The following is a 20,501-nucleotide window of genomic DNA, read 5'->3' as shown; positions in this document are numbered from 1 at the left end:
AGCCCCAGCGGTGCTGGGCTTGCGAGCGAACCCGGGCTCAGGCGCGGGCGTCCATGCCTGCACGCCAGGTCTTGAATCCGCCGTCCAGGTTGCGGGCGCCGGGACGGCCCGCTGCGGCCAGGATCTGCGCGGCGATGTGGCCACGCACGCCCACGGCGCAGTGCACCACCAGATCCCCCTCGGGCAGCTCATCCAGCCGCTCGCGCAGCTCGTCGACGGGGATGAGCAGGGCGCCGGGAATGTTGCCAGCCTCGTACTCCCCTGGGGTGCGCACGTCGACGACGGTGGCCCCAGCCTCCTGTGCAGCCTCCACCTCGTGCCACTGGATGTTCCGGCTCAGGCCGGTGGCCAGGTTCTCGGCCACGAAACCGAGCATGTTCACCGGATCCTTCGCCGAGCCGAATTGCGGCGCGTAGGCCAGCTCCAGTTCGGCCAGATCACTGGCCGTGAGCCCGGCGGTCATGGCCGTGGCGATGACATCGATCCGCTTGTCGACGCCTTCACGCCCGACGCCCTGGGCGCCCAGGATCTTGTCCGTCTGCGGGTCGACGATGAGCTTGAGCGCCATCTGCTGCGCACCCGGGTAGTAGCCGGCGTGGTTCATCGGGTGGGTGTGGATGATGCGGTGCGGGCGGCCCGCCTCCACCAGACGCTTCTCATTCCACCCGGTGCTGGCCACCTGGAGGCCGAAGATGCCGACGATCGCAGTCCCCAGCACGGGGCGGTCCTGCACCGGGCGACCGGCGATCAGGTCCGCCACCCGACGCCCCTGGAGGTTCGCGGTCTGGGCCAGCGGCACCAGCGTCTGGGAGCCGTCGACGGCATCCACCTTGTGCACCGCGTCGCCCACCGCGAAGACATCGGGATCGCTGGTGCGGAAGTGCTCGTCGACGACGATGCCGCCACGCTCACCGATCTCGAGCCCGGCCGCCTTCGCCAGACCCGATTCAGGGCGCACACCAATCGCCGCCACGACGAGGTCCGCGGGGATCCGCGTGCCGTCGGACAGCTCGACGTCGTCGGCACCGATGGCCTGCACGGAGACACCGAGCCGCAGGTCGACGCCAGAGTCACGGAGCACGGCGTGCACCGGGGCCACCATCTCCGGATCAAGGGGGGCCATCACCTGACTGGTGGCTTCCACGAGCGAGACCTGCAGGCCCTTGTGGACGAGGTTCTCCGCCAGTTCGACGCCGATGAAGCCGCCGCCGATCACCACGGCCGTGCGGGCACCGGGCAGGGCCGCGACCATCGCGTCGGTGTCCTCCACATTGCGCAAACCCAGGGCCCGCTCGATTCCGGGCAGCGGCGGACGGATCGGGCTCGCGCCCGGTGCAAGCACGAGCTTGTCATAGGGCAGTTCGCGCTCGGCCCCTCCGTCGAGTTCGCGCACGGTGACGGTGTGCTGTTCACGGTTGATGGCGACGGCCTCGGTGCCCACGAAGACGTCGATGTCGAAGCGGGCCTTGATCGCCTGCGGGGTCTGCAGGAGCAGGGCGTCGCGCTGCTCGATGACGCCACCGACGTGGTACGGCAGGCCGCAGTTGGCGAAGGAGATGTTGCCGCTGCGCTCGACGACGGTGATCTGGGCGCTGCCGTCGAGGCGACGCAGGCGGGCCGCTGCGGACATGCCGGCGGCGACACCTCCAACGATCACGACGCGCTGGGCTGCGGGGTTGACGGCTGCGGGCTGGTTGGCCGGGCTGCTTTCGGTGTTCATGTCCAGTGTCCTTCTGGTGCAGGGGGTCTGGTTGGCATTCTGCAGGGTTCGTCCGGAACAGGTGAACGTGTCCGGAGACCCGATTACCCCTTGATCCTATACCCCAGGGGGTATAAAGTGAAGTCTCGACGGGCCGCCCCGTCCCCACAGCGGGACGGCCCGGACACAAGGCCTCCTGCGAGGCCCCAGAGACCAACCACCGCGCACCTCGCCCTGCGCATCCACCAGAGGAGAACCACCATGTGCCGACCCGTCGCGTGCAAGACCTGCGGCAAGACCACCTGGGCTGGCTGCGGCCAGCACATCGACCAGGTGAAGGCCTCCGTCCCCGTCGCGCAGTGGTGCGCGGGCCACCCGGAGCAGAAGAAGAACGGCCTGTTCGGCCGAATCATGGGAAGGTGATTCCCACCACCGCGTCGCCCCCAGGAGACGCCCCCAAGCTAGGAGTGACAGTGGAGATCCCCGCCGACGAACTGGACGCCGTGCTGAAGCGACTGCGTCGCGCCCAGGGCCAACTGGGCGCCGTCATCCGGATGATCGAGGAGGAACGAGACTGCCGTGACGTCCTCACCCAGCTGTCCGCCTGTTCCAAGGCCCTGGACCGGGCGGGTTTCTCGCTGATCTCCACGGGGATGCAGCGCTGCCTCACCGAGGAGAACCCGGACCGCGAGGCGGACCTGCAGGCCATGGAGAAGCTCTTCCTCTCCTTGGCCTGAGACCAGCATGGATGGACGGTTGTCCTGGTCCGAGTTTGCTTCGCCAGACGAGCGGAAAACGGACCAGGACAACTGACCCACCATTCCAGCGGCAATGCCCCACCACGGGGCACCGCCATCAGCGGTCTACACTCGTCGCCCATGACCGCCGCACACCCGTCTGGCCCGCTGCCTCTGGGCGAAAACCAGCCCCAACATGAGACCGGCGGGCCCGATCCACACGTCGGCGAACTGCAGCGCTCCTTGAAGAACCGCCACATCCAGCTGATCGCCCTGGGCGGCGCCATCGGAACCGGACTCTTCTACGGGTCGAGTTCGGCCATCTCGATGGCGGGGCCGGCCATCCTGGTCGCCTACCTGCTGGGTGGCGGCATCATCTTCCTGATCATGCGGGCGCTGGGCGAGATGAGCGTGGACGAACCGGTCTCCGGCGCCTTCAGCCACTACGCCTACCGCAACTGGGGCCCCTTCGCCGGCTTCTTCTCCGGCTGGAACTACTGGTTCAACTACATCGCCGTCTCGATGGCAGAGCTGGTGGTGGTGGGCACCTATGTCAACTTCTGGTTCCCGTCGGTGCCGCTATGGGTCTCCAGCGCCGCCTTCCTGGTGCTGGTCACCCTGGTGAACCTGGTCAGCGTCAAGGCCTTCGGGGAGTTCGAGTTCTGGTTCGCCCTGGTGAAGGTTGCGGCGATCGTGGCGATGATCGCGCTGGGGCTGGCCATCATCCTGTTCGGCTGGGGCAATGGCGGCGATGCCACCGGCATCAGCAACCTGTGGAGCCACGGCGGCTTCCTCCCCACGGGCGCCTGGGGCCTGGCGATGAGCATGGTGGTGGTGCTGTTCAGCTTCGGCGGCGTCGAGTTGATTGGCATCACCGCTGGTGAGGCGGATGATCCCCGTCGCTCCATCCCGCGGGCCATCAACCAGGTGGTGTACCGGATCCTGCTCTTCTACGTGGGCGCCATCTTCGTGATGCTGGCGATCTTCCCGTGGAATGAGCTGGACGGCAATGAGTCACCCTTCGTCTCGATCTTCTCCCGCCTGGGCATCGACTCGGCCGCGACGATCCTCAACGTCGTCGTGCTCACCGCGGCCGTCAGCGCCTACAACTCGGGCCTCTACTCCAATGGCCGAATGCTCTATTCGCTGGCCCAGCAGGGCAATGCTCCCCGCCTCTTCACGCGACTGAACCGGGCCGGCAGCCCGTGGCTGGGGGTGCTGGCCAGCTCCTGCGTGACGGCGACGGCCGTGCTGTTGAACTACCTCTTCCCCGGCAAGGTCTTCCTCTACGTCATCTCGGTGGCGCTGATGGCGGGCATCCTCAACTGGACCATGATCGTCATCACCCAGCTGAAGTTTCGACGTCGCATTGGGACCCAGGCTGACCAGCTGGCCTTCCGGATGCCGTGGCACCCCTTCTCGAACTACCTGGTGCTGGCCTGCCTGGGTGCCGTGGTGGTGCTGATGGGATTCATCCCCAGCTACCGCCCCGCGCTGGTGGTGGGCCCGATCTGGATCGCACTACTGGGGGTTGCCTACCTGGTGAAGGGCCGACGCCAGCAGACTCGCTGACCCCACCACGCGTGGATTCAGGCACCACGCGTGGGTTCACGCACCCCGCGACGGGTACAACACACGCGCACGCACCAAACCCACGCGCCGCCACGACCCCTCGCCCAAACCCACGCGCCGCCACGACCCCTCGCCCAAACCCACGCGCCACCACGACCCCCGCCCAAAACCCACGCGAGCTCGCAGCAACCCTGAGCAACCACTGGCCCCGGCCCCGGGCCATCCCTAGGGTGGAGAAACATCGCCCAGCCAGCGTCGCGGAACCGCCGATCGCCCGCTGGTGCCGTCGTCGAGCAATGGAGCACAGATGAGCGAGAGCACTCCGCCCACCCCAACCGAGCGCCCCTGGCAGAACACCTCCCTGAGCCCACGCGAACGGGCCAAGGCACTGGTTTCCGCCATGACCCTGGAGCAGAAGATCGCCCAGTTGCACGGCGCCATGGAGACGATCGACATCTATGGCATGGCCACCCAGGCCACGACGGCCGAGGAGATGGAGCAGCTGGCCGCCCAGATCCGGGTCGAACGCCACGTGGCCGCCATCGACGAGCTGGGGATCCCTCGTTTCCGCATCACCAATGGTCCGGTGGGTGTCGGAATGGGCGACGGGACGCCCTCCCCCAAGGCCACCAGCCTGCCCATGACCATCGCGCTGGCTGCTGGCTTCGATCCCGAACTGGCCCGCGCCTATGGCGACATCATCGGATCCGAGACCGCGACGCTCGGCCAGCACGTGCTGGAGGGCCCGGGAGTTTGCCTGCACCGCACCGGCATCGCCGGCCGCAACTTCGAGTACTTCAGTGAGGACCCGTACCTGTCCGGGGTGATGGGCGTCGAGGTGACCCGGGCCATCCAGGCCCACGACGTCATTGCCATGGGCAAGCACTATGTGGTCAATGACCAGGAGCTCGAGCGTTTCCGCACCAATGTGGAGGTGGACGAGCAGACGCTGCGGGAGCTCTACCTGCTGCCCTTCGAGATGCTGGTCAAGGACGGCGAGATCGCAGCCATCATGAGCGCCTACAACCGCGTGCGTGGCACCTACGCGACGGAGAATCGGTACACGCTGGACACGGTGCTCCGCAAGGAGTGGGGCTTCGACGGCTATGTCCAGTCCGACTTCTGGAGCTGCCGCAGCGCCGCCGCCAGTCTGGGCGCCGGCATGGACCACGAGATGCCCGACGCCAAGTGGCTGAACGAGGACAACGTGAAGGCGGCGCTCAACGACACGTCGCTGGAGATCCAGACCGTCGACCGCGCACTGGTGCGCCGCTTTACCCAGATGTTCCGCTTCGGGCAGTTCGAGCGCCCCTACGCTCCCGGGGAGATCGACGCGGCAGCCCACGGCGCCACCTCCCGTCGGATCGGCGCCCAGACGGCCGTGCTGCTCAAGAACGAGGACAAAGCCCTGCCGCTGCCCGTGGAGGCCGGCAAGGTTCTGCTGGTGGGCCAGAGCGCCTACCTGGATGATGCCTGCCAGGGCGGCGGAGGGTCCTCCCACGTCGATCCCCTGTACACCGTCACGCCTGTGGATGGCATGCGCGATGTGCTGGCCTCGTTGGGTTCCAGCAGCACGGTGGAGAAGTTCACCGTGGCGCGCGACCTGTCGAACCTGACCGAAGCCGTCGCCGCCGCCCAGGAGGCCGACACCGTGATCGCCATGGTGGGTCTGGTGGCCACCGAGGGCGCCGACCGCCCCAACCTCTCCCTGCCCGACGAGCAGGACCGGATTGTCGAGGCCCTGCTGGAGGTCAAGCCCGGCACGATCGTGGTGCTGAAGGACTCCAGCCCGGTGCTGATGCCCTGGCTGGACCGCGCCACCGCCGTCCTGGAGGCCTGGAACCAGGGCGCGGAAGACGGTCACGTGGTGGCCGACCTGTTGTGGGGCGTGGTGAACCCGTCGGGCAAGCTGCCCACCACCTACCCCGCCAGCGAGGCTGACACGATCTACGCCAGCAACCCTGAGCGCTACCCCGGCGTCGACGAGGGTGAGGGCTGGCCCACGATCCGCTACAGCGAACGGCTGGAGGTGGGCTACCGCTGGCACCAGGCGCAGGGCATCGAGCCGTTGTTCGGCTTCGGTTTCGGGTTGAGCTACACCACCTTCAGCGTCGACGGGCTGGAAGTCTCGGACTTCGACGGATCGGCTCCACTGGCCGTCCGCGCGACGGTGACCAACACGGGCCCGGTGGCGGGCGCCGAGGTGGTGCAGGTCTACCTGGGCGTGCCCGGCGTGGGCCAGCCGCCCAAGCGTCTGGTGGGCTTTGCCAAGGTGCACCTGGAACCGGGCCAGACCCAGCAGGTGGAGGTGCTGGTGGATCCGGCCGCCACCAACCATCCCTTCAGCGTGTGGAGCGACGCGGAGCACGACTTCGTGCTGGCTCGCGGCGATGTCCGGGTCCTGGTGGGAACCAGTGCCGATGACACGCCGTTGGAGGAGACGGTGACCCTCAGGTGACCTCGCTGAAGGGCACCTGACAAGGTCTTCCACCGAGCGCCCGGGGCATGGCGAAAGTCATTGCCCCGGGCATTTCGGTCACCGGGTCCTGCGTGATACCAATGGGTCTGCCTCTTGGACCCAGCACGACAGGACAGCAATGCCGGCAAGCACCAGCCTGGCCCGGGCCTCGCGCTCGATGGCCCAGGCCTACCGCAGCAAGCGACGTGAAGAGGCCCACGTCGACGAGCTGGACGTGGAAGCTGCGCGTGCTCGGGCCATCGTCGCATTGTCGATGCGGGCCGCGGCCATGATGCTGTCGTCGGGGGCCACCGCGGCTCGCGCCACCCGGCTGGTGCTGTCGATCTGCCGTTTCTACGGACTGCCTGCCCAGGTGGACATCACCTACACGCGCATCACCATCAGCTATGAACCGTCGTCCGCCAGCGATCCGATCACCGTGATGCGGATGGTCAAGCCCGGCTCGATCGACTACGACCAGCTGACCCGGGTGGAGAACCTGATCCAGACGATGACCCGGGAAGAGCTGGAGATCGAGGTGATGTACACGCGGCTGCACAACATCCGACGCGAACCGCGCACCTACCGCGGCTGGGTGATGCAGGCCGCCGCGGCCCTGATGGGTGGCGGGGTGGCGATGCTGCTGGGCGGCAACCAGTCCGATGTCATCATCGCCATGATCACCACCTTCCTGGTGGAGCTGGTGCGCAGCAACATGGACCGGCGCGGGATGAACACCTTCTTCACTCAGGCCAGCGCCGCCGCGATGGCCGCAATGGTGGGGCTCCTGGTCATGTACGGCCGCGCCTACCTGCCCGACGGGCTGCAGATGGCTTCGCCTGGTCTGGTGGTGGCCGCCGGCATGGTGCCGCTCCTGGCCGGGCTGGGCATCGTCACCGCTGCCGGAGATGCCATCGACGCCTACTACATGAGCGCTGGCAGCCGGGCCGTGGAGGTCTTCGTGCTGACCTCCGGCATCGTGCTGGGGCTGGTCGCCACCCTCTCCCTGGGGCTGTGGCTGGGCGTGCCCAGCTATCTGGCTCCGATTGGCGGGTTCAGTGCAACGCCCCTGGCGCAGCTGGTCTCCGCCGGCGTCATTGCCGCCAGCTTCGGGATCCTGTGCAACATGGGGCCGCGTTCGGCCCTGGCTGCGACGGCGATGGGGGTGGTGGCCCAGCTGGCCTACATGGGTGCAGCTGCCCTGACCACATCGGCCCCGGGCCGTGCGGGTCTGGCTGCCCTGATGATCGGACTGCTGGCCCGCCTGGTGACCACGCCGCTGCGCATCCCCTTGGTGGCGCTGGTCAGCACCGGCATCGCCCCGCTGATGCCCGGCCTGCTGCTGTACCGCGGCATCTTTGCCCTGGTCTCGGACATCCCCGAGGTTCCCGGCAGCATCCCCACACCTGGTGAGGACGCCCAGACGCTGCTGCTGAAGTGCCTCATGACCGGTGCCTGCCTGGCGGTGGGCACCAGCTTCGGTTCGGCATTGAGCAATACCGGCCTGCGTCTGGCCACCAAGGGAACGGTGCAGCGACCGATCAGGGCCAATGGCGACGGGTCGAATGTCAGGCGTCGACGTGGCTGACGGGACCGACGAGGTCCGTCCCGGGCCGGTGTCGAATCGCCTGGAGACCGCCTCCTCGGAGTTGGATCTCGTGGATGACGGCGAGGTCAACCCGCCCCGGGCCCGCGCCATCACGGAGCTGGCGGTGCGGGTGGGAGAGCTGGCCCTCTCATCAGGCTCCAGCGCTGCCCGGACGGAGTCCCTGGTGCGACGAGTGGCCTCCTCCTTCAGCTTGCCCGTGCACCTCGACGTCACCTATTCACGCATCCTGCTCAGCTATGAGCCGGCTGCCCTGACCACGCCCATCACGATCATCCGATCGGTGGCGCCGGACCAGACCGACTATGACCGTCTGGCACGGGTGGAGGGTCTGGTTCGGGAGGTCCAGGGCGGCAGCCTTGACCTTGAGACGGCCACAGCCCGGCTGAACCACATTGCCGCGGCCCCCTTCGAGCATCCGCGGTGGTTCCGACTGCTGGCGGCGGGCGTCCTGGGCGCAGCAATCGGCTTGCTGCTGGGTGGCAGCCCGATGGACCTGCTGGTCTCGGCGGGCTCCACCATCCTGGTGGACGTGGCCCGACGCCGGCTGGAGCAGTGGACGCTGGGGGTCTTCTTCACGACGGCGGTGTGTGCCGCGATCCCAACCACCCTGGCGCTGGTGGTGCTGGCGCTGCCGCACTGGGCGCCCTGGAATCTGCCGCCGATGGACCCGTCGCTGGTGATTGCCGCCGGGATGGTCTCCCTGCTGGCGGGCATGGGCACCGTGGCCGCCGCCGGTGACGCCATCGACGGGAGTTTCCTGGGCGCTGGTGCGCGGTCCGTGGAGGTGCTCGTGACCACCGGCGGGATCGTCCTGGGGCTGGTCACCACGCTGTGGCTGGGCCGCAGTCTGGGGGTGACGGCACAGCTGGAGCCGAGCGCCAGTCAGAACCCGAATGTCTGGGCGCAGCTGGTCTGTTCCGGTCTGGTCGCGCTGGCCTTCGGGGTGCGGTTCATGATGCGCGCCCGTGCCCTGGCCACCACCACGGCGCTGGGGGTGCTCCTGTGGGTCACCTACCTGGCGGCCGGCTGGATCACCCCGTCGCATCCGGCCAGGGTGGGCATCGCGGCCCTGGTGGTGGGGTTCACTGCCCGCATCCTGGTGCACTGGCTGCACCTGCCTCTGCTGGCGCTGACCACGACGGCCGTCGCTCCCCTGATGCCCGGCATGATGCTGTACCGCGGCGTCTTCGCCATCACGGAGGAGGATCCGACGAGTGCCACCTGGTTGCTGCTGGGTTCCGCCTATGTGGCGGTTGGCCTGGCGGCAGGCACCAGCTTTGGCGCGATGCTGGCGGCGCTGGCGCTGTATCGTCGCCGGGCCGGTGACTCGTCGCAGCGCTTTGCCCTGGTGGAGCAGGCGCACGGTTGAGGCCGGCTCGAAGCGAGATTCACAGGGTCCTGACAAGTTCGCGACAGCGATGCCCCAGACTGCGCGAGCAGAGTTCTTGGTGTCCGGTGGAGAGCCCACCGCAGACAACAGGAGGAACCAATGACTGACACGAAGAATGCCGTCCGGCTCGCCAGCGCCGCGGTCGCCGGCCTGGTGATCGGCGGTGGGGCCATGCTGGGCCTGAGCGCCAATGCCGACAGCACCACCGCGTCGCCCACCCCCAGCGCCAGCACCGGCAGCCAGGGCACCGACCAGGGCACGGATCGTGAGGGGTGCGAGCGCGGTGGCGGCCCGATGCGCGGCACCGAGGTGACCGGCGACGAGCTGACGAAGGTCAGCGAGGCCGTGACCGCCAAGGACGCCGACTTCACCGTCGAGCGCGTGATGAAGGATGACCAGGGCGCCTACCACGTGATGGGCACCAAGGACGGCGACCGTGCTGGCTATGAGGTGAGCAAGGACCTCAAGACCGTCACCGAGCACACCCCCGGCGACCGCGGTGGACGCGGCGGCAAGGGTGGCCCCGGCGGGCACGAGCACACCGATGCGACCGATGCCGAGACGACCCAGGTGACCGAGGCCGTCAAGGCCAAGGATTCGACCGTGACCGTGGAGAGCGTCCAGAAGGATCCCGACGGTTCCTTCGACGTCAGGGGCACCAAGGACGGCTCCCCCGTCATGGTCGAGGTCAGCAAGGATCTCAAGACCGTCGACGTGCGCACCGGCGGCGATCGCGGCATGGGAGGCCGGAACCAGCAGGGCAAGGGCCAGCAGAACCAGGGCCAGCAGGATCAGGGCTCCACGGACACGCAGCCCAGCGCCTCGTCCAGCGAGACGCCTGCCTGAGCCTTCGCCACGAGACACCACGGCATGCACCTCTCCCCTTTCGCGGCCGCGGTTGGCCGGCCGGGTTCCCCACCCGGCCGGCCCTTGTCACGAGCCGGTCAGGTGTCACGAGCCGGTCAGCTGTCACGAGCCGGTCAGCGGGCCGTGACCAGCGCCGTCCAGGGACGTCCGGCGCGTTCCGGCATGACCAGCTCCACGGCGAAGCCGCTGCCCAGCGCCTCGGGCAGCTGGCTGGGGCGCTTCACCACGTCGGTCTGGCAGAGACGACGGGCCACCAGTCCGCGGGTGTGCTTGGCCCAGTGGGAGGCGCCGGGAACATCCACCACCACCCAACGCTCGGCCAGCTCGGGGGTCGGCTTCCACGCGCTGCGATAACTGGCAGAGCGGCAGTCGACGACGATGCCGGCTCCGACCTCACCGGGCAGCGCCTGCGCCAGCAGGGGCGCCCAGAACCGGGCCAGCGGGCCCACACCCGGCAGGTCCACGTCCATCGCCAACCGGTAGGGGCTCACCCGATCATTGAGCCGCAGGGCACCGTGGGCAGCACTGACCACCAGCAGCCGGTGGGTGGCACGCCGCGAGTCCGCCGAGGAGAGGGAGGGAAGGTCCAGCGCGTCGTACAGCACGCCGGTGTACAGGTCGCGGGCGCGCAGGGCCGGCGCCGTCATCACCCGGGTGTTCGCCGCCACCTCCTCGGTCAGACTGGCCCCCACCTTCAGCACCTGCAGCGCGTCCTCACGTCCGCTCACGGCTGCCAGGGCCTGGAGTACCTGGTGCCGCGCCGGATTCAGCTGGGCAAGGCCCAACGCGTCGAGGTCCATTGGGCGGCCGCGACGTGCCGTCGCCTTGCCCTCGCTGGGTGGCAGGAGGATGAGCATGGGGTCCATCTCACCAGATCCGCGTCGGGGGCCGCAGGGCGAGCGCGCCGCGCCCGGATCGCAGCCGTCGGCCCTAGAGTTGCGACATGAGGTCGTTCATCAGTTTCCTGCAGTCGATGAGCCTGTTGGCCGTGCGGATCGGCTTCGGTCTGCTGCTCATCGCCCACGCCTGGCATCGCTGGCACACCGTGGGCATGCATGCGGAGATCGCGCACCTGCAGGCCTTCGACGTTCCCCAGCCATACCTGCTGGCCTGGGGCACCCTCGCGCTGGAGGCGCTGGGGGGCGTGATGCTGGTCTTCGGCCTGCTGGTGCCGCTGGTGGCGCTCACCCTGTTGGTGATGAACATCCTCATCATCGTCTGGATCAAGTGGGGCAATGGTCTCTACATCCACCACGACGGCTGGGAGTTCAACGCCGTCCAGGCCGGACTCGCCCTGCTGCTGACCACCTTCGGATCCGGCCGGGCCGGCCTCGATGCCCTGGTCTTCGGGCGTCACACCGAGGACAACGAGCGGATCGCGGTCCGCGACATCCCCTGACAGTCGCCCGTCGCCAGCAGCCGTGAGAACTCTCCACCGCTGACACACTTCACAGGTTCCACACAGTGAGCCCACAGGACAAACCACGGCGCCGATAGCAAGCTGTAGCCATGGCACGATTCGACGCACACGACGAGCAGCTCACCCGCCCCGACGGCTCCCCCATCCGCATCCTGAGCGTCGACGACGAGCCCAGCATCACCGAGTTGTTGGGCATGGCGATGCGCTACGAGGGCTGGGAGGTCAGCACCGCGGCCTCGGGCACCGAGGCGGTGCGCACGGCACGTGAGGTCCGCCCCGATGCCGTCGTCCTGGACATGATGCTGCCGGACTTCGACGGGCTGGAGGTGATGCGTCGCATCCGCGCCGAACAGCCTGACGTCCCGGTCATCTTCCTCACCGCCAAGGACGCCGTCGCAGACCGGATCCACGGCCTCACCGTGGGCGGCGACGACTATGTCACCAAGCCCTTCAGCCTGGAGGAACTGATTGCCCGGCTGCGCGCCCTGCTGCGGCGCAGCGGTGCCACTGCCCCGCAGAATGACTCCCTGCTCGTGGTGGGAGACCTCACCCTGGACGAGGACTCGCACGAGGTCACCCGAGGCGGCGACGAGATCATGCTGACGGCCACGGAGTTCGAGCTGCTGCGCTACCTGATGCGCAATCCCCGTCGGGTGCTGAGCAAGGCGCAGATCCTGGATCGAGTGTGGAACTACGACTTCGGCGGGCAGGCCAATGTGGTGGAGCTCTACATCAGTTACCTGCGCAAGAAGATCGACCATGGCCGCGCCCCGATGATCCACACGATGCGCGGGGCCGGCTATGTGCTGCGGCCCACGGCCGAGTGAGCCATCCGTGAGCACCGCCTGGCCGGAACCGACCGGAGACCCCGTGGCCCTGGCTCCCCTGCCACAGTTGGGACGGGGAACTCTCGCCCGAAAGCTCGTCGTGCGCGTGGCGGCGCTGGTGATGCTGCTCTCCCTGCTGTTGGGAGCGGCGTCGACGCTCGCCGTGCGCCACCAGCTGGTCGCCACCGTCGACCAGAAATTGGCGGTGGCGCTCCAGCGCCCCGAGCGCTTCTTCGACGATGACCGCAAGACCTTCGGCGGCCGCACCCCGCCCGGCACCGAGGTGGGGCAGATCGTCCTGATGGTCTCCTCCTCTGGCCGCGAGGGGCGAATCCTGGCCGAGGACTCCCAGGAGCTCGCCACGGCGATCGTCCAACAGCTGGGCGCGGTGCGCAGCGAGACGCCGGTGACGATGCACATCGACGAGCTGGGCCAGGACTATCGCGTCGCCAGCCGCGCGACGACCTATGGCACGCAGGTGGTCGCACTGCCGCTGGGCGTCGTGAACCGCTCGCTGCGGCAGCTGGTGGTGACCGAGCTGGCCCTGACGGCCGCCGCCCTGCTGGCCGCGGTGGTGCTGGCCAAGAAGCTGGTCACCAGCGCTCTGCGGCCGCTGAACCGGCTGGCAACGACAGCCACCGAGGTCTCCGGTCTGGCGCTGGATCGGGGCGAGGTCGCCCTGCCGGTGCGAGTCTCCCCCGCCGACGCCGACCCCACCCATGAGGTTGGCCGCGTGGGATTCGCCCTGAACCACATGCTGGAGAATGTCGAGGGTGCGCTGGCCAGCCGGCAACGGTCGGAGACGAAGGTGCGTCGCTTCGTCGCGGATGCCAGCCATGAGCTGCGCAACCCACTGGCGTCGATCCGTGGCTATTCCGAGCTGACCCGTCGAGGACGGGACGACTTGCCGCCCGACACGCGATTCGCGATGGGCCGGATCGAGGCGGAGAGCGAACGGATGAGCCGGCTCGTCGAGGACATGCTGCTCCTGGCCCGGCTGGACGATGACCCGACGCTGGAGCTGGCACCCGTCGACGTGGTGGACCTGGTGGTGAATGCCGTCAGCGACGCCCAGGTGTCCGGCCCGACGCACGAGTGGAGTGTCAGCCTGCCGGATGAGGCGGTGGTGGCACGCGCCGACCAGCAGAAGCTGCACCAGGTGGTGGCGAACCTGCTGGCCAATGCCCGCAAGCACACCCCGGCAGGAACCCACGTGGAAACGAGCGTCCGCATCGACGGGCAGGCCGCGCTGATCAGCGTGGTCGACGACGGCCCCGGCGTCGACGAGTCGGTGCGGGACGTGGTCTTCGAACGCTTCGCGCGCGCCGACACCGCGCGCGCCCACAGCATGGAGGGGTCAACCGGACTGGGCCTGGCGATCGTGGCCGCCGTGATGGAGGCCCACGGCGGATCGGTGACACTGGACTCGCGGCCCGGCCACACCGCCTTCATCCTCCGCCTGCCCCTGGCCTGACAGCGTCGAGGTGAGCACTCGGGTCGTCGCCGGGCCGGTGGCATCCCGGACAGCACGATGCCCGCCCCACGACTGTGGAGGCGGGCATCGTCGCGGAAGGCGTTCACGGATTGCCGGTCAGCACGACTCCACGGTGTCGGTCCAGCAGGACTGCCGCAGGTAGAAGACCGCCGCGGCCCCTCCCTGCGAGGAGCCCGGGTACCAGTCCAGGGCCATTCCGTCCTGGAATCCGGTGGCGCCGGCAGTGCTCTTCTCGTGGTTGTCCAGCCACTTCTGCAGGGCCTTGCCCTGCTGGAAGAGGCCGGTGACGGCCCTCACCTCACCGGCGGCGGCATTGACCACCGAGGCGCCGCTGTCGGAGGCGGTCTTGACCTTCAGGTAGGACACCTCGGTCCCCTCTGTGCGGTAGTCGACGGTGTAGGTGAAGCCCTTCTCGCTGCGTGTGCAGGTCACCTGGTCTCCGGGGTCTCCGCATTCGTAGCCGAGGTCCTTGAAGCCCTGCTCCAGCGGCTTGGCCGGCAGGAGGTAGACAGGGGCCGCCCGGTCCGGCACCCACCCGTTGACGAACAGCACCAAGGAGCCGTCGGCGCTGCCGCGGGCCACCACCGGGCCCTGCTGGGTTTCGGCATAACGTTCCTCATTGCCCTTGCGCACGGCGGCCAACAGGTCCTTCTGCTGGCCGTCCTTGGCCACCACCTGGGAGGCGAGCCATTCCTGCAGCGCCAGCGCCTTGGGATTACTGCCGCCCGGACCATCCTGGACATTGAGGCCGACGCGGCCAACCCGCTTGCCGTGGGCGCCGCCCACATAGGCCATCATCGCCGGGTTCCTGGTGTAATGGGTGCACAGCCAGGAGTCGATGCCGGGCTGCCCCTCGGATTCGCAGGTGAAACCCTCGTCCTGCAGGTGCTTGCGGACGGACTCGACCGTGCCGGGCCCGGGCACCTCCAGCACCGAGGGAACCTTCTCCTCCTTGGCCGCCTGCGAGGGCGAGGCCGAGGCAGAGCCAGTACCGGGCGCCATCGGAACAGCCGGCTCTTCGTCCCGTCCGGAGAGCCACCAGCCACCCCCGGCGAGTGCCAGCACCAGCAGGCCCACCAGCCAGGGCCAGCGGCGCGTGGCGCCCTTCGACTTCTCGTTGGGATCCCACGGACCACCCTCGTCGACGGTGGTGGCCTCGTCGAAATGGCTCGGGTCGCCGAAGACCTGCCGCAGCGACGGTGATCCCGCCGACGCGGAACGGCTGCGCGAGGCCGCGGCCGGCGGCACGGGCGTCGTCGGGGCAGGTGTCCGCGGGGCAGGCTCGTGCTCCCGGGCCTGCCGCGCTGCTGCTGCACCGGCAGCGGCGGCCGGTGCAATGTCCTCGGTCACCCCACGGGAGGGACGTCGGAAGAGGTCCATGCCGTCGCCCTGGGTCTCGCGCCGACCGCTCGTGGCACCGCCAGGAGCAGCCGAGGCACTGGGACTGGACGGCGAAACAGAGCTGTCCGCGCCGCGGGACGGGGCGGACAATTCGTCGCCTGAAACGTCCACACCTCGCGTCGGGCCAGCGGCCCGGCCCGCAGGATCATCCGCAGGGCGGGTGCGTTTGCTGGTGCCACGCCAGTCGCGGGCAGGAGGCAGGGAGATCCGGCCCGAGCGGTTCGGCGGGGAGACGGGATCGGCAGTGTCGCTGGGCGAGCTCCACGCGCCTGGCGGCGCGACGGGAGATTCCTCATTCGGGTCCAAGGCGGCGCGGCGCGGCCTCGCAGGACGCGCCTGCGCAGGCTCGGCCGGCTGGCCGTGGTCACTCAGCGTGTCATCGCCAGAACGTCCCCCCGGAACCCGCTCAGGATCGACGCCACGCGGGCGGCCGAACCTCTCATGAGCAGTACGTTCTTGGTCAGTCACGCTACCCAGACTAGTGGGCTCCCGGAGTACATGGTGGCAGGTCCCCGGTCCACCACAGCGCACGGTCAGGCAGAGGCAAGGCACGAGCCCGCTCCACCCGATGGCCCGTAGGCTGGACACATGACAGACCTGACCCGCGCCAGCATGGCGAAGATGATGGACCACACGCTGCTCAAGACGGACGCGACGGCCGAGGAGGTCAACGCCCTGGCTGCCGAGGCTCGCGAGCTCGGCACCTACTCCATCTGCATCTCGCCCAACATGGTTCCGACCGTGCAGGATCTCGGTGAGGTGAAGCTGGCGACGGTATGCGGTTTCCCGTCGGGCAAGCACAGCGCCGCCATCAAGGCCGCCGAGGCCCGCGAGGCCGTGGCCAGTGGCGCGGACGAGGTGGACATGGTGATTGACATCGGCCTGCTGAAGGCTGGCCTGGCAGACCAGGTCCGCGAGGAGATCGCGGCGGTCAAGGCCGAGGTGCCGAGCCCGCGGGTACTGAAGGTGATCATCGAGTCGGGCGCGCTCACCGACGACGAGATCGTCGCCGCATGCGAGGCCGCCGAGGCCGCCGGCGCCGACTATGTGAAGACGTCGACGGGATTCCACCCGACGGGCGGGGCCACCGTGCACGCCGTCGAGCTGATGGCCCGCACGGTGGGCGGCCGACTGGGCGTGAAGGCCTCTGGGGGCATCCGCGACTGGGAGACGGCGGTCGCCATGGTGGAGGCGGGAGCAACCCGCCTCGGTGTCTCGGCCAGTGCGGCGATCCTTGCGGGTGCGCCCGACTGATCTGCCCCTGCAACATGTTCAGCCTGCCACATGTCCAGCCGACCGAAGCCGGCGTGCACAGATGAGCAGGCGGGGTCGCGGCTGCTGCCGCGGCCCCGCCTGATTTCGGGCTGCTGTTCCGGGCGCTTGCCCGGTGTGGTCGGCCTCAGGCGACTGCCTGGGCGTCACGTGCCGCATCGCGCTGGGGCGTGCGGACGATCGTCTCGTCAGAGCTGAGCGCACGCGCGATGTCGGGCTTGGGCGCGTCCGCGCCGGCCACCACCACAAGTGCCGTCAACCACAGTGCGGCCAGGAGGGCCATCATCACCATCATCGGGGGTCTCCACTCGTTGTTCCCGTCGGCCACGGGGGAGTGTCCGACGGGACAATTGTTCGACCGTCCAACTCAGATTGCGACTCGAGTGGCACCTGCTCAGCCGGGCTTCAGGGCGCCACGCCTGTGGCGCGCGCACCGACAAAGCTCCCCTTCAGCTTCCGTCCAGACGATCAGCCGGAAGCATGGTCCAAGTGGCACGAGCCGCCAGCACACGCACCGCGCTTCTCATAGGCTGGGCCCTGACAGTTCGAATCCCAGCGATCAGGCGTCACCACGCCATGGAGGTAGCACCCATGCCGCACCAAGCAACCCCGGCCATGTTCAGTGGAGCCCAGACTCCCATCGCCCTCACGAGCGTTCACCCGAGCGAGACGGGCTGGTTGGGTCGCCTGCAGGCGCGCAACACCTCCGCCACCCTGCCCCACGTCATCGGCAAGCTGCAGGAGACGTCGGTGCAGAACCTGCGCAACCTCCGCGACGGCGTCGAGGCGCAGCACATCGGCAATCCCAACAGCGACGCCGAGATCCACATGACCCTGGAGGCGATCGCCTGGGAGATCGCCCGTACCGGGACGCAGGAATTCGACGGCTTCGTCGACGAGTGCATCGACCTCCTCGAGGCCGTCCAGGAGGAGGACGGCTACCTGAACTCCTGGGGTCAGCAGCTGGGCGGCTACGAGCACTTCAGCGATGCCGCCATGGGGATGGAACTGTTCACCGGCGGCCACCTGCTCAAGACCGCCGTCGCCTTCAACCGCATCGGCCGCGGCGAGCGCCTGATGGCCATCGCACGCAAGTGGGCAGACCTCGTGGTGCGGGAGTTCGGCCCCGACAAGGACGGCTACGACGGCCACGCCGGCGTCGAGGGCGCCCTGGTGGAGTTCTACCGCGAGACCGAGGAGAAGTCCTACCTGGAGACCGCCCGCGCACTGCTCGACCGCCGGGGCCAGAACACCATGCGCAGTGGCGTCCTGGGGCCGATCTTCTTCCAGGACCACGAGCCGGTCCGTGAGGCCGTGGAGGCCCTGGGCCACGCAGTGCGCCAGCAGTACCTGGACGCGTCGGTGGCCGACGTCGTGGCCCACACCCCGGAGGACGCCGAGCTGCGCAAGGCGCTCGTCGCCCGCTGGGAGAGCGCACACCTGACCAAGCTGTACGTCACAGGCGGCCTGGGTTCGCGTCACTTCGACGAGTCCTTCGGAGCCCCCTACGAACTGCCGGCCTCGCGCGCCTACGCCGAGACCTCCGCGAGCGTCGCCGACGTCTACGTCAACCAACGCCTGCTGCAGCTGACCGGCAATGTCCGCTACGCCGACGCGATCGAGAAGGTGCTGTACAACGCCCTGCCGGCCGCCGTCAGCACCGAGGGCACCAAGTTCTTCAGCTCCAACCCGCTGCAGGTCCGCTCGCGCCAGCGCGACGAGGACAACAACCGCATCGAGCGCGCCGAATGGCTGAACCACTCCACCGGCCCCACCAGCCTCACCCGCCTGATCGCCAGCATCGGCGCCTACGCCGCTACCGTCAGCGGCAAGACGCTGTCCATCCAGCAGTGGTTCGACGGCAGCATCGACCTCCCGTCCGAGATCGGTGAGGGCCGCCTGGTCATCGAGACCGACTACCCGAACAGCGGCCGGATCAAGATCCGCCTTGAGGGCACCCCGGTGCACGGGGCGCGGCTGCGCATGCGCGTCCCGTCGTGGTGCGAGAAGCACCAGTACAACGGTCGTTCGGCCCTGGTGGTCGACGGCTACTACGACCAGCCGCTGGTGGAGGGTTTCGACGTCACGATCGACTTCCAGATGCCGGCCCGCTTCGTCTACGCACACCCGCGTGTCGACGCCGTGCGTGGCTGCCGCGCCCTGCTGCGCGGCCCGGTGGTCTACTGCGCCGAGGGTGTCGACAACCCGCAGATCGAGAACCTGGTCTTCCAGACCGAGGCCGAGGTGCTGCCCGCAGAGGACGGCCAGCTGCCCGTGATCAAGGTGCCGGCCAACTTCCGCCGCAAGCCGCAGGCGTTGTACTCGCACACGATGATCGCCGTCGACGCCGAGGTCCGCGAGACCACCCTGGTTCCCTACAGCACCTGGGGCAATCGCGGCACCAGCCCGATGCGCGTCTGGCTGCCGACGATCTGACCAGCGCCCATGCTGCTGAGTGATCGCGACATCCGTTCCGGGGTCGAGTCGGGCCGCATCCGGCTCGACCCCTGGGACGGGGCGATGGTGCAACCGTCCAGCGTCGACGTGCGTCTGGACAAGGTCTTCCGAGTCTTCGAGAACCACCGCTACCCGGTGATCGATCCGGCGGCCGAGCAGGCTGAGCTCACCCGCGAGGTGGTCGTGGCGGGTGACGAACCCTTCGTCCTGCACCCCGGCGAGTTCGTCCTGGGCGCCACCTGGGAGCGCGTGGCGCTGGGTGATGACATCGCTGCAAGACTGGAGGGGAAGAGTTCTCTGGGGCGTCTGGGCCTGCTCACACATTCGACGGCGGGCTTCATTGACCCGGGTTTCGACGGCCATGTCACCCTGGAGCTGTCCAACATGGCGACGCTCCCGATCCTGCTGTATCCCGGGATGAAGATTGGCCAGCTGTGCTTCTTCCAGCTCAGTTCCCCGGCCGAACACCCCTATGGCTCATCCGCCGCCGGCTCCCACTACCAGGGCCAGCGGGGCCCGACGCCGTCCCGCTCCCACGAGCGCTTCCACCGCACGCCCCTGGACTGAGCAGCCCCCGCACACCCCTCGCCCAAGCTCCGTCCGCACACCCCGGGATTGATCTGGTCACTCGTCCTGGTCCGACTTTCGCTCGTCTCGCGACAACAAGTCGGACCAGGACGGGCGACCAGCCCGCGGAGACCGTCAGGAGTCGGTTTCCAGAGCGGCCAGCGCCTCTTGCAGCGCCTCTGGGGAGGGCGCCCTGCGCGGCTCCGGGCGCATCGGCGAACGGTGCCACTCCCCCACCTCGCCGTCGGGCAGCACGGTGACGAGGTCCAGATTCCACCACTGCCCCAAGGGGTGACTCTCCTCCAGATCCACCAGGGCCTGCTTGACCTCCATGGCCAGACCGTCCAGAACCACCACCGAGCCGTGCTCGTCCTGCTCCAACCACCAGACGGGCCACCCCTCGGACTCGGCCATCGCCTGCACTTCCTGGGTGGCCTCAGCCAGCAACCGCTGCAGATGCTCGGTTTCCAGTCCCCCTTCCACCAGCACCACCACGGCATGCATGCCGTGTTCCTCGGCCAGGTCCAGACCTGCTCGACGTACGTCCACGCCTCTGCCTCCTTGGGGTTGGGACTGCTGGTTTTGGGGACTGCTGGGGTTGGGGAACTGCGGGGTTGGGCTCGCCGCTTCCACCCTGCCACACGCCCTGCACCCGGACACGACGATGGCCCCGCCCTCCCAAGGGGAGAACGGGGCCATGCCGTCGGGCCCCTTCACAAGCTCAGGGGCC

At 68.7% G+C, this 20,501-nt stretch carries 18 protein-coding genes; 13 read left to right on the top strand and 5 right to left on the bottom strand.

Features of this window, described 5'->3' with window-relative positions:
- Window positions 1–37: 37 nt before the first annotated feature.
- Window positions 38–1,720, bottom strand: coding sequence for an FAD-dependent oxidoreductase (locus ACTQ49_RS07315; RefSeq protein WP_441827191.1), 1,683 nt, complete (start codon window positions 1,718–1,720; stop codon window positions 38–40).
- A 240-nt stretch (window positions 1,721–1,960) separates the two neighbouring features.
- On the opposite strand from ACTQ49_RS07315, the gene ACTQ49_RS07310 reads away from it, so the two are divergent.
- From ACTQ49_RS07310 to ACTQ49_RS07280, 7 genes are all read left to right on the top strand, one after another.
- Complete coding sequence (locus ACTQ49_RS07310; protein WP_441827190.1) at window positions 1,961–2,122, top strand: hypothetical protein; 162 nt, start codon at window positions 1,961–1,963, stop codon at window positions 2,120–2,122.
- Window positions 2,123–2,172: 50 nt separating this feature from the next.
- Complete coding sequence (locus ACTQ49_RS07305) at window positions 2,173–2,436, top strand: metal-sensitive transcriptional regulator (protein WP_441827189.1); 264 nt, start codon at window positions 2,173–2,175, stop codon at window positions 2,434–2,436.
- 141 nt (window positions 2,437–2,577) lie between these two features.
- Window positions 2,578–4,008: an amino acid permease gene (locus ACTQ49_RS07300; RefSeq protein ID WP_441827188.1), complete on the top strand. Its 1,431-nt coding sequence runs from the start codon at window positions 2,578–2,580 to the stop codon at window positions 4,006–4,008.
- 307 nt (window positions 4,009–4,315) lie between these two features.
- Window positions 4,316–6,466, top strand: a complete 2,151-nt coding sequence (locus ACTQ49_RS07295; protein WP_441827187.1) for a beta-glucosidase — start codon at window positions 4,316–4,318, stop codon at window positions 6,464–6,466.
- Between the two features lie 139 nt (window positions 6,467–6,605).
- Entirely contained in the window at window positions 6,606–8,054 is a 1,449-nt protein-coding gene (locus ACTQ49_RS07290) for a threonine/serine ThrE exporter family protein (RefSeq protein WP_441827186.1), read from the top strand.
- On the top strand, window positions 8,047–9,444 hold the full coding sequence (locus ACTQ49_RS07285; RefSeq protein WP_441827185.1) for a threonine/serine ThrE exporter family protein: 1,398 nt from the start codon (window positions 8,047–8,049) through the stop codon (window positions 9,442–9,444). The genes ACTQ49_RS07290 and ACTQ49_RS07285 overlap by 8 nt, the downstream gene beginning before the upstream one ends.
- A gap of 120 nt (window positions 9,445–9,564) precedes the next feature.
- On the top strand, window positions 9,565–10,311 hold the full coding sequence (locus ACTQ49_RS07280; RefSeq protein ID WP_441827184.1) for a hypothetical protein: 747 nt from the start codon (window positions 9,565–9,567) through the stop codon (window positions 10,309–10,311).
- Between the two features lie 134 nt (window positions 10,312–10,445).
- Here ACTQ49_RS07280 and ACTQ49_RS07275 read toward each other — a convergent pair whose 3' ends face one another.
- Window positions 10,446–11,189 (bottom strand): YaaA family protein, encoded by a 744-nt coding sequence (locus tag ACTQ49_RS07275; RefSeq protein ID WP_441827183.1) that lies wholly within the window; start codon window positions 11,187–11,189, stop codon window positions 10,446–10,448.
- Window positions 11,190–11,275: 86 nt separating this feature from the next.
- Here ACTQ49_RS07275 and ACTQ49_RS07270 point away from each other — a divergent pair, with 86 nt between their 5' ends.
- The 3 genes from ACTQ49_RS07270 (at window position 11,276) to ACTQ49_RS07260 (ending at window position 14,053) form a co-directional block, all read left to right on the top strand.
- Window positions 11,276–11,731, top strand: coding sequence for a DoxX family protein (locus tag ACTQ49_RS07270; protein WP_441827182.1), 456 nt, complete (start codon window positions 11,276–11,278; stop codon window positions 11,729–11,731).
- A 110-nt stretch (window positions 11,732–11,841) separates the two neighbouring features.
- The gene (locus ACTQ49_RS07265; protein WP_441827181.1) at window positions 11,842–12,579 is read left to right on the top strand and encodes a response regulator transcription factor; all 738 of its coding nucleotides are present in this window, start codon (window positions 11,842–11,844) and stop codon (window positions 12,577–12,579) included.
- A 7-nt stretch (window positions 12,580–12,586) separates the two neighbouring features.
- On the top strand, window positions 12,587–14,053 hold the full coding sequence (locus tag ACTQ49_RS07260; RefSeq protein ID WP_441827180.1) for a sensor histidine kinase: 1,467 nt from the start codon (window positions 12,587–12,589) through the stop codon (window positions 14,051–14,053).
- Window positions 14,054–14,170: 117 nt separating this feature from the next.
- Here the strand turns inward: ACTQ49_RS07260 and ACTQ49_RS07255 are convergent, their stop codons facing one another.
- Complete coding sequence (locus ACTQ49_RS07255; protein WP_441827179.1) at window positions 14,171–15,454, bottom strand: hypothetical protein; 1,284 nt, start codon at window positions 15,452–15,454, stop codon at window positions 14,171–14,173.
- A 609-nt stretch (window positions 15,455–16,063) separates the two neighbouring features.
- Between ACTQ49_RS07255 and deoC the strand changes: the two genes are divergently transcribed.
- Window positions 16,064–16,729: a deoxyribose-phosphate aldolase gene (deoC, locus tag ACTQ49_RS07250; protein WP_441827178.1), complete on the top strand. Its 666-nt coding sequence runs from the start codon at window positions 16,064–16,066 to the stop codon at window positions 16,727–16,729.
- Between the two features lie 145 nt (window positions 16,730–16,874).
- Here the strand turns inward: deoC and ACTQ49_RS07245 are convergent, their stop codons facing one another.
- Complete coding sequence (locus ACTQ49_RS07245) at window positions 16,875–17,042, bottom strand: hypothetical protein (RefSeq protein ID WP_441827177.1); 168 nt, start codon at window positions 17,040–17,042, stop codon at window positions 16,875–16,877.
- Window positions 17,043–17,338: 296 nt separating this feature from the next.
- Here ACTQ49_RS07245 and ACTQ49_RS07240 point away from each other — a divergent pair, with 296 nt between their 5' ends.
- Together ACTQ49_RS07240 and dcd are read left to right on the top strand one after the other, a co-directional pair.
- Entirely contained in the window at window positions 17,339–19,183 is a 1,845-nt protein-coding gene (locus ACTQ49_RS07240; RefSeq protein ID WP_441827176.1) for a glycoside hydrolase family 127 protein, read from the top strand.
- A gap of 9 nt (window positions 19,184–19,192) precedes the next feature.
- Complete coding sequence (dcd, locus tag ACTQ49_RS07235; protein WP_441827175.1) at window positions 19,193–19,771, top strand: dCTP deaminase; 579 nt, start codon at window positions 19,193–19,195, stop codon at window positions 19,769–19,771.
- Between the two features lie 135 nt (window positions 19,772–19,906).
- Here dcd and ACTQ49_RS07230 read toward each other — a convergent pair whose 3' ends face one another.
- A complete protein-coding gene (locus tag ACTQ49_RS07230) occupies window positions 19,907–20,320 on the bottom strand; it encodes a citrate lyase holo-[acyl-carrier protein] synthase (RefSeq protein WP_441827174.1) in 414 nt (137 codons plus the stop codon).
- Between the last annotated feature and the right edge of the window lie 181 nt (window positions 20,321–20,501).

The sequence above is a fragment of the Luteococcus sp. Sow4_B9 genome (assembly GCF_052116585.1).
GTDB lineage: Bacteria > Actinomycetota > Actinomycetes > Propionibacteriales > Propionibacteriaceae > Luteococcus.
Note: the sequence above shows the minus strand (reverse complement) of the source record. Positions and strands in the feature narration are given on the sequence as shown.